Source organism: Rufibacter ruber, assembly GCF_001647275.1.
Taxonomy (GTDB): domain Bacteria; phylum Bacteroidota; class Bacteroidia; order Cytophagales; family Hymenobacteraceae; genus Nibribacter; species Nibribacter ruber_C.
In genome coordinates, this window is record NZ_LRMM01000113.1 from 1 (window position 1) to 8,230 (window position 8,230).

An 8,230-nucleotide genomic window follows, 5' to 3' on the forward strand; every position below is an offset into this window, starting at 1 on the left:
TGGGGCTGCTCAACGCCGCCTACCGCATCTCCAAACGTCTGGATAGACCGTCCTTTCTGTAGATGCTTAGCTTCTGAAAAGCATAGTTGACAAGAAAAAAGCTCCTGCTAGAAATGGCAGGAGCTTTTTCCGTTTCTGGCCTATTTTGGCCAAAACAGCCCGAAAACGGAAACTGCGGTATTCCTTCTCCCTCTGGGAGAAGGCTAGGATGAGGGCGGGGCAGTTGAAGTAGTAAGGACCTTGGCACAGACGCTCGCAGGTCCTCCGGACACTACGAGGTCATTGGAGCAAGCGGTATTGCGTGGGCAAGCGAAGAAAACCCTCCCCCTCCAGGGAGGGGAATAATCTGCAATGCGTGTCCTCCTGTGTAAACATCCCCCTTCGCCCCCTTCAAAGGGGGAGTATCTGGCAGCGTTAGAGGGCACGGAAGTAACTCCCGCGCCATAGAGGGAGCTATAGAGGGCAGAAGCAGTGTGAGGCTGCCGCCCCATGGAAGCTGAAAGCTTCCACCATTATAGGTCCAAGTTGGAAACTTGAACCAGAGAAAGCGGCAAACAAGCAGCAATGAACAATGAACAATCAACACTTCTGCTAGTGGCACCTCTGTTAATTAGCACTTCTGCCTCTGACTGATGTGCGCAGCACGGGCTCGTCCCAGGCTAGCGGATCAGCAGTGGTTACCTGTAAACAAACTACAATTATAAAGGCTGATCAGAAGGGGAACCCAAACCAGTCCTGGGGGTGAGCGCCTCTGTTAATACGATGCCGCTCCGGCGGCAAGGCCGGAGGGCCTAGTTTTAACAGCAGTGCTCACCCCCAGGACGGGGCCCCGCGGCCGTAAGCGCTTACCGAAAAAGATGAAACAATGCAGCTCGTGAGGCACTGAATAAAGTGGAACTTCCAAGGGAACATCGGACTACGCTACACATTCTAACTGCAGCAACAGGATCTTTGAAAAGAGTTTATCACTTAGGCACTACCGCACCAACCGCCACCGCCAAGGGAACAGCGAACTACGCATGCTGCGTACGCAGAACCAGATACGGCAGCGTCCATCTCAGAAAAGAGAAACCTATTTTCGGCCTGTTTTTGCCAAAACACGCCAAAAACACCTTAGCTTTGCGTTACCTCCCAACACTTTCACACCATGACCAGACAACAGCTTTTTGAGCAAATCCAGCGCAAGCGTTCCTACCTGTGCATTGGCCTGGACACTGATATCAAGAAAATACCGCAGCACCTGCTGCAGCACGAAGACCCCCTCTTTGAGTTCAACCGCCAGATCATTGAAGCCACCGCAGATCTGTGCGTGGCCTACAAACCCAACATCGCGTTCTATGAGGCCCACGGGCCGAAGGGCTGGGTGAGCCTCCAGAAAACCCTGGACGTGATTCCGCAGGATATTTTCACCATTGCCGACGCCAAGCGCGGCGACATTGGCAACACCTCTGAGCTGTACGCGCGGGCGTTTTTTGACCAGATGAACTTTGATTCCCTCACCGTGGCGCCGTACATGGGCGTTGACTCGGTGACGCCGTTCCTGAACTTCCCCAACAAGTGGGTGATTCTGCTGGCACTCACCTCTAACCCCGGGCACGAGGATTTCCAACTGTTAAGCGTGGTCTCAGAAGGCAAGTCCTATTTTCTGTTTGAGAAGGTGCTGCTGAACAGCCAGGAGTGGGGCTCTGCCGAGAACATGATGTACGTGGTAGGCGCCACCCGCTGCGACTACGTAGAGCGCATCAGAGAGCTGGTGCCTGACCATTTCCTGCTGGTGCCGGGCGTGGGCGCCCAGGGCGGAAGCCTGGAGGAAATCTCCAAGTACGGCATGAACAAAGAGTGCGGCTTGTTGGTTAATTCGGCCCGCCAAATTATTTACGCCTCCAGCGGCGAAGACTTCGCCGAGAAAGCCAGAGAAGCCGCCTTGCAGGTACAGCAGGAAATGGACCGCTACCTTAATGAGTACCTACCAATTTAAATAAAGCCTCAAGCCAATTGTACAACCAATTGGGGCGCGGAAGTTACTTCTATTCTTTGCAGATACTCTCCTCCTTGCAGATACTCCCCCTTTGAAGGGGTCGAAGGGGGATGTTGAGACCTGCCGGTCCACGCATTCCTGATACTCCCCTCCTTGGAGGGGCAGGGGTGGGTTCCATACGCCTGCCACCGCATTATCGCCAGTTCTCAAGACCTCGCAGGGGTTAGCAGACCTGCAAGCGTCTGCACCAGTTTCCGTTTTCGGCCTGTTTTCCTAAAAACAGGCCAGAAACGGGAACAGCTTTTCCAGTGCTTCTGCGTAAGAACAGGAGGGTTAACATGCTGTTCCTGTTTATGAAAGAAGACTTCCTGCATTACGTCTGGCAATACCAATACTTCAAGAAGGAGCAGTTGCAGACGTCTGCGGGAGAGTCTGTTACGGTATTACACCCCGGTTTTTACAACAAGGCAGACGCCGGGCCAGATTTCTCTGCGGCCCGCATCAAAATAGGCGATACCGAGTGGGTGGGCAGCGTGGAAATCCACCTTAACGCCTCAGACTGGCGGCGGCACCGGCACCAGCAAGACGCCAAATACAACCAGGTGGTGCTGCACGTGGTCTGGGAGAATGATGAACCGGTACAGCGCGAGGAGGGAAGCCCCATGCCCACCTTGGTGCTGAAAGGCCGGGTGGCGTTGCCGCTGCAGAACCAGTACCAGGAGCTGCTCTGGAGCGAACAAACTATTCCCTGCGCCGCCCAGGCCCCTGCCGTTGACTCCATTTTCAAATCTGCTATGCTGGACAAAACCCTGCTGGAACGGCTGGAACTCAAAGCCAGTCTGGTGCTGGCACGCATGGAGCAAAGCAGGCAGGACTGGGAAAGCACCGTCTACCAGACCCTGGCCGCCGGGTTCGGGTTCAAGATTAACCAGGAGGGTTTTCTGCAGCTGGCGCAGGCGCTCCCGTGGCAGGTGGTGAAGAAATACCGGCCAAGGCCGAAGCAGTTGGAGGCGCTGGTCTTTGGGCAGGCGGGACTGTTGAATGCTGCTACAGATGATTATCTTGTTGAACTGGCAAAGGAACACCACTACCTGGCGCACAAGCATAGTTTGCCCGCGCCGCTGCCCATGAGTTCCTGGAACATGCTGCGGCTGCGGCCCGCCAATTTTCCGGCGGTACGGTTGGGGCAGTTTCTGGCGGTGCTGTTGGCGCAGGAACATTTGTGGGCCAATCTGGTAACCTGTGAAACCAGGGAGGATTATTTCAATTACTTTCGGCAGGCGCCGCCAAAGTACTGGCAGGAACATTACGGCCCGGCAAAACCATCGGCGCAGCCGTTCCCTGCGTTGGGTGACGACAGCGGGCAGGGGCTGCTCATCAATGTTGTGGCCCCGTTGCTGGTGGCCTACGCCCGTAGGTTCGGCAACGCCGCGTACCAGGAGAAGGCGGTGGGGCTGTTGGAAGGCCTGAAGAAAGAGCAGAATAAAATCACGCGGGTGTACGCTGGGCTGGGCTTCCCGCACGGTTCGGCCGCCGATTCGCAGGCGTTGATTCAGCTCTTCCACGCCTACTGCTCTCCCCGGAAATGCTTACATTGCACCGTTGGGCACCGCCTGCTCAAAAAGAACCTCACGTTGTCTGCATGAACCCGCTGCTGAATTGGCTCCATCTTCCGGTTTTCTGTCTGCTGGTGTACGGGCTGTGGCGTCTGGGCGGCGGTAAGCAGCGGAACCTGGTGTTCTGGGCTTCGTTGGTCTTCAAGCTTTGCTGCGGCCTTTTGCTGGGCTGGCTGTACCAGCGCCACCTGCACGGCGGCGACACCTGGGAATACCACCGCCAGGCGTTGCCTTTGGTAGAGTTGGCCAAAACCCACCCCCAACAGTATCTCCGGTTTCTGTTTCTGAATGAGGTGCAGGGATTTTCCACCTCGTTTGCTCCCTATTCTAACTCTTTCTTTTTCCTGAAGCCCTTGAGTCTGCTGTACCTGCTCACGGGTGGCTCCTACTGGGCCAGCGGGTTGTATTTTTCACTTTTCAGCTTTGCCGGGTGCTGGTTTCTGGTGAGGCAGGTTCAAAAGTTTTACCCCGCCTACGGTACGGCGGCGGTGCTGGCGTTCCTGTTCTTCCCCAGCGCCTTGTTCTGGACCAGCGGCGTTTTTAAGGACAGTATTTTGATGGGCAGCCTTTGCTTTTCCGTGGGCTTTTGCCTGCAACTAGCCTATGCCCACCGCCTCCGGGAAAGCGGCAAAATTCTGGCGGGGCTGCTGCCGGCCGTGTATCTCTTCTGGAAGATTAAGTTTTTCCTGGCGGCGGTGCTGGTAGTGCTGCTGGGTACTTTTCTCCTGGTGGTCTGGCTTCGCCGAAGGATGCGTTGGCTGCAGCCTGGCTGGCGGCAGTTTCTGCTTTGGATCACCCTTTTGGGGATGGGGGCCGCCGGGGCTACTTTCGCACACCCTACTTTCAACCTGAGTTACTTTGCCCGGCATGTGCTTTGGAACTACAGGAATATTCTGGCCGCCTCTGACCCGTCTAAACCACATCTCTTGTTCCCAGACCTGGAACCTGCCGTGCCTTCTCTGGTGCAGCACGCCCCTGAGGCGGTGGTGCAGATGCTGGTGCGACCGTTTGTGTGGGAGGGAGGCCCCATATTTTACCGGTTGGCAGGGCTGGAGAATCTGTTGATTCTGGCGCTGCTGCTGCTCACAGTAGTTCACTTACTAAAGACGAAGAAGTTGCCCCCATTGCCTTCGTTCCTGGCCGTACTGTTGGTTTTCTTTGTGATCAGTGCGGTGCTGGTGACCTTGCCCACGCCCAACCTGGGTTCCCTGCACCGCTACCGTGCCCCGCTGCTGCCGTTTTTCCTGATGGTGGTGCTGGCCTGGGGGCCTATCCCGGGGTGGTTCGCCTGGCTGCAAAAGCGCCGGGGCTAACGTATTCATTTTCTTTTGACTATTTTTGCAAGTTGTTTCCGTTTTCGGCCTGTTTTTAGAAAAACAGCCCGGAAACAGAACTACCTGAACCGCCTGTGCGCAAGGTTCAGCCAACCCAAAACCAAGAGAAAATGCAGAATCCGGTAATCATATTAGGGGCCCAGGAGTTGGGCGTATTGGCGTTAGACGCCTTCCAGAGCAACGACGTGGTGGTGTATTGTTTTTTAGACGACCAGGTGGCGCTGCAGCAGAAAGAGGTGAACGAAATCACCGTGATGGGTAACACTGAAGACGAGAACATTCTCAAGCTCCTGGGCAAGAAGTGCGACGTGTTTGTGGCCGCCGAAGACACCGCTGCCCGCAAAAGCCTCACCAAAATGCTCAAGGAAGACTACAAAGTAGTGCCGGTGAACGCCATTCATAAGTTCAGTTATGTGTCTGAGCATGCCTGGCTGGGGCACGGCAACTTCATTCAGGCCGGGGCCATTGTCAACTCCAACGCCAAACTGGGCGATAACTGCCTCATCGGGTCTAGGGCCGTGGTAGATGCCAACGCCGTGCTGGGAGACCACGTCACCCTGGGTGCCGGGGCCATGGTAAACCCGGGCGTCACCATCGCCGAAGGCGCTTTCATTGGCACCGGGGCCGTGGTGGTGTCTGGCGTGAAGATTGGCAAAAACGCCCGCGTGGGCGCAGGGGCCGTGGTCGTGGCTGATGTACCTGCCAAGCAAACGGTGTTCGGGAACCCCGCAAAGCCTGTGTAGGACCTCACCCCCGGCCCCTCTCCCACGGAGAGGGGAGCTCAGCTTTTACGCTAGGTTGTCTTTACTGCTGTTTTTGCCCATTTTCATTTCTCCTCAAAGGCTTTGCATTCAATATGTTTTTGGTCTGTTTCAGCCAAAACAGTCCCAAAACGCAAGTATGGAGCTCCCCTCTCCGCGGGAGAGGGGCCGGGGGTGAGGTGATAACTATCATTTTCTGTTTCCGGGCTGTTTTTTCTAAATTCGCACCAAAACAGAAAAGCTGTTGTTGCTCACTCATTAGCACATTGTCAACACTTAGTCTGAAACTAAGCCGTATGAAAAAGTACAGTATCTTACTCTATTACCACTACACCAAGATTGAAGACCCGGAACTGTTCCGGGAAGAGCACCATCTGCTGTGTCTTAAACTCAACCTGCTGGGCCGCATCATTGTGGCCGCTGAGGGGTTGAACGGCACCGTCTCCGGCCTGGTGGAAGACTGCGAAGCCTACATGGCCGCCGTAAAAGCCGACCCGCGGTTTGAAGGCATTGATTTCAAAGTGGACTACTCTGATGAACACGCCTTCACCAAACTGCACGTGCGGCACAAGCCCGAGATTGTGCACGCGGGCCTCAGAAACATTGACCCTACTGAACGCACGGGCGTGCATTTGTCGCCGCAGGAGTTCAAGGAGATGAAAGACCAGGAGGACGTGGTCATTCTGGACGTGCGCTCAGACTACGAGCACAGCATGGGCAAATTCAAGAACGCCGTCACCCTGGATATTGAGAACTTTAGGGAGTTCCCAGAGAAGCTGGACGAGCTCAAGGAGAAGTATGACGGCAAGAAAATTCTGACGTACTGCACCGGCGGCATCAAGTGCGAGAAAGCCAGCGCGTTCCTACTGGAGAAAGGCTTTGAGAACGTGTACCAGCTGCACGGCGGCATCATTAAATACGGCATGGAAGCCGGTGGCGAAGACTTTGAGGGCAAATGCTACGTCTTTGACAACCGCGTGGCCGTTGACGTGAACAAGGTGAACCCCGTGGTGATCTCCAGGTGCCATGTTTGTAACACGCCTTCGGCGAGAATGGTGAACTGCGCCAACCCGCACTGCAACCTGCACGTGCCCATCTGCGAAAGCTGCGGCACCAAAATGGACGGCGCCTGCTCCACCACCTGCCAGGAACACCCCGACAAGCGCCCGTATGACGGCACCGGCTACTACCAGAAGAACACCAACGGCTACAACCCGTACAAAGGCTTGAACCGCCGCAAGACGGAGCAACCCAAGGCCGTATAAAGAAGAGATTTTGTGACGGGAGCGCCTGATGTTGCTTTGCATGAGCAGCACCAGGCGTTTTTGTTTTGTATTGCCCAGACGTATGAGAAAGTACCTGGCAGAAATAACCAGACACTCTATTTTTGTCATTCTGGAAGAATCTAGGCGGCGAACGGTAGTGGCAAATAGTAAATGCTTCTCTGGTTCGCCCACTGTTCCCTAAGTTTCTTTCAAAATGGCAAAATGCATAAATGTTGTTGTGCTTTTACTTTCCTTCGGCCTTGGGCCGAAATAAATAGCAAGTTCCATTTTCCGCCAACGGCGGAAGTAAAATGATTCCACCACCAAAACCTATGAACTATGGCCCGTATCCCGGAGTCTGAACTGATTTTGAACCCAGACGGCAGCATCTACCACCTCAACCTGCTGCCCGAGATGATCTCTGACACCATCATCACGGTGGGCGACCAGGACCGCGTGGCCCGCGTGAGTCGGCATTTTGATTCTGTGGAGGTGCAGGTGGCCAAGCGCGAGTTTGTGACCCATACCGGCTACTATAAAGGCAAGCGCATCAGCGTGATTTCTACAGGCATTGGCACCGACAACATTGACATTGTGCTCAACGAGTTGGACGCGCTGGTGAACATAGATTTTGTGAGCCGCGAGCCGGTAGAGGCCGAAGACCGTATCTCGTTGAAAATTGTACGCATTGGCACGTCAGGGTCGTTGCGGGAGGAAATTCCGCTGGGCAGTCACCTGGCCACCGAATATTCTATGGGGCTGGACACGCTCATGCAGTTCTACCCGCTCATGGAAACCGGCTTCGAGACCGAGATGGCCGTGCAGCTGCAGCTGGCGCTGGGCATTGGGTTTTTGCCATACTGCGTGAAAGGGTCAGATTTGCTGCGCGAGCAGGTGGGCAAAGACATGATCATTGGCAACACGTTCACCTGCCCCGGTTTCTACGCCCCGCAGGGCCGGCTGCTGCGCCTGCAGCCCAAGCTGGAAGATGTGATTGGCAAAATGCAGGCGTTTGAATACGACGGGGTGCGGTTCACCAACTTTGAGATGGAGACGGCCGGTATCTACAGCCTGGGCCGCTTGCTGGGCCACGAGGTGCTGTCTGTGAACGCCATTGTGGCCAACCGCATCACCCACCAGTTCGCTGAGAACCCGGACCAGATCATTGATGACATGATTGTGAAGGTGCTGGACCGGGTTTAATTTTCTGTTTTCGTGTTGCAAACAGCCGCAAAACGTGGGTACCCAGATACGTACGTCCATCAGCTTGCAGAAC

6 protein-coding genes are annotated in these 8,230 nt (G+C 55.1%); all 6 read left to right on the forward strand.

Annotated elements, in window-relative coordinates; translation table 11 throughout:
* Positions 1-1,147 precede the first annotated feature (1,147 nt).
* The 6 genes from pyrF to A8O25_RS21535 all read left to right on the forward strand — a co-directional run bounded on the left by pyrF (position 1,148) and on the right by A8O25_RS21535 (position 8,157).
* The gene (pyrF, locus tag A8O25_RS21505) at positions 1,148-1,978 is read left to right on the forward strand and encodes an orotidine-5'-phosphate decarboxylase (protein ID WP_066839599.1); all 831 of its coding nucleotides are present in this window, start codon (positions 1,148-1,150) and stop codon (positions 1,976-1,978) included.
* A 353-nt stretch (positions 1,979-2,331) separates the two neighbouring features.
* Positions 2,332-3,624 carry a DUF2851 family protein gene (locus A8O25_RS21510; protein ID WP_066839613.1) on the forward strand — a complete coding sequence of 431 codons (1,293 nt, stop codon included), beginning with the start codon at positions 2,332-2,334 and terminating at the stop codon, positions 3,622-3,624.
* Complete coding sequence (locus tag A8O25_RS21515) at positions 3,621-4,907, forward strand: hypothetical protein (RefSeq protein WP_066839604.1); 1,287 nt, start codon at positions 3,621-3,623, stop codon at positions 4,905-4,907. Before A8O25_RS21510 ends, A8O25_RS21515 begins: the two co-directional genes overlap by 4 nt.
* A 131-nt stretch (positions 4,908-5,038) precedes the next feature.
* On the forward strand, positions 5,039-5,671 hold the full coding sequence (locus A8O25_RS21520; RefSeq protein ID WP_066839614.1) for an acetyltransferase: 633 nt from the start codon (positions 5,039-5,041) through the stop codon (positions 5,669-5,671).
* Positions 5,672-5,985: 314 nt separating this feature from the next.
* Positions 5,986-6,954 carry an oxygen-dependent tRNA uridine(34) hydroxylase TrhO gene (gene trhO / locus A8O25_RS21530; RefSeq protein WP_066839606.1) on the forward strand — a complete coding sequence of 323 codons (969 nt, stop codon included), beginning with the start codon at positions 5,986-5,988 and terminating at the stop codon, positions 6,952-6,954.
* Positions 6,955-7,293: 339 nt separating this feature from the next.
* Complete coding sequence (locus A8O25_RS21535) at positions 7,294-8,157, forward strand: nucleoside phosphorylase (protein ID WP_066839611.1); 864 nt, start codon at positions 7,294-7,296, stop codon at positions 8,155-8,157.
* The last annotated feature ends 73 nt before the right edge of the window (positions 8,158-8,230 follow it).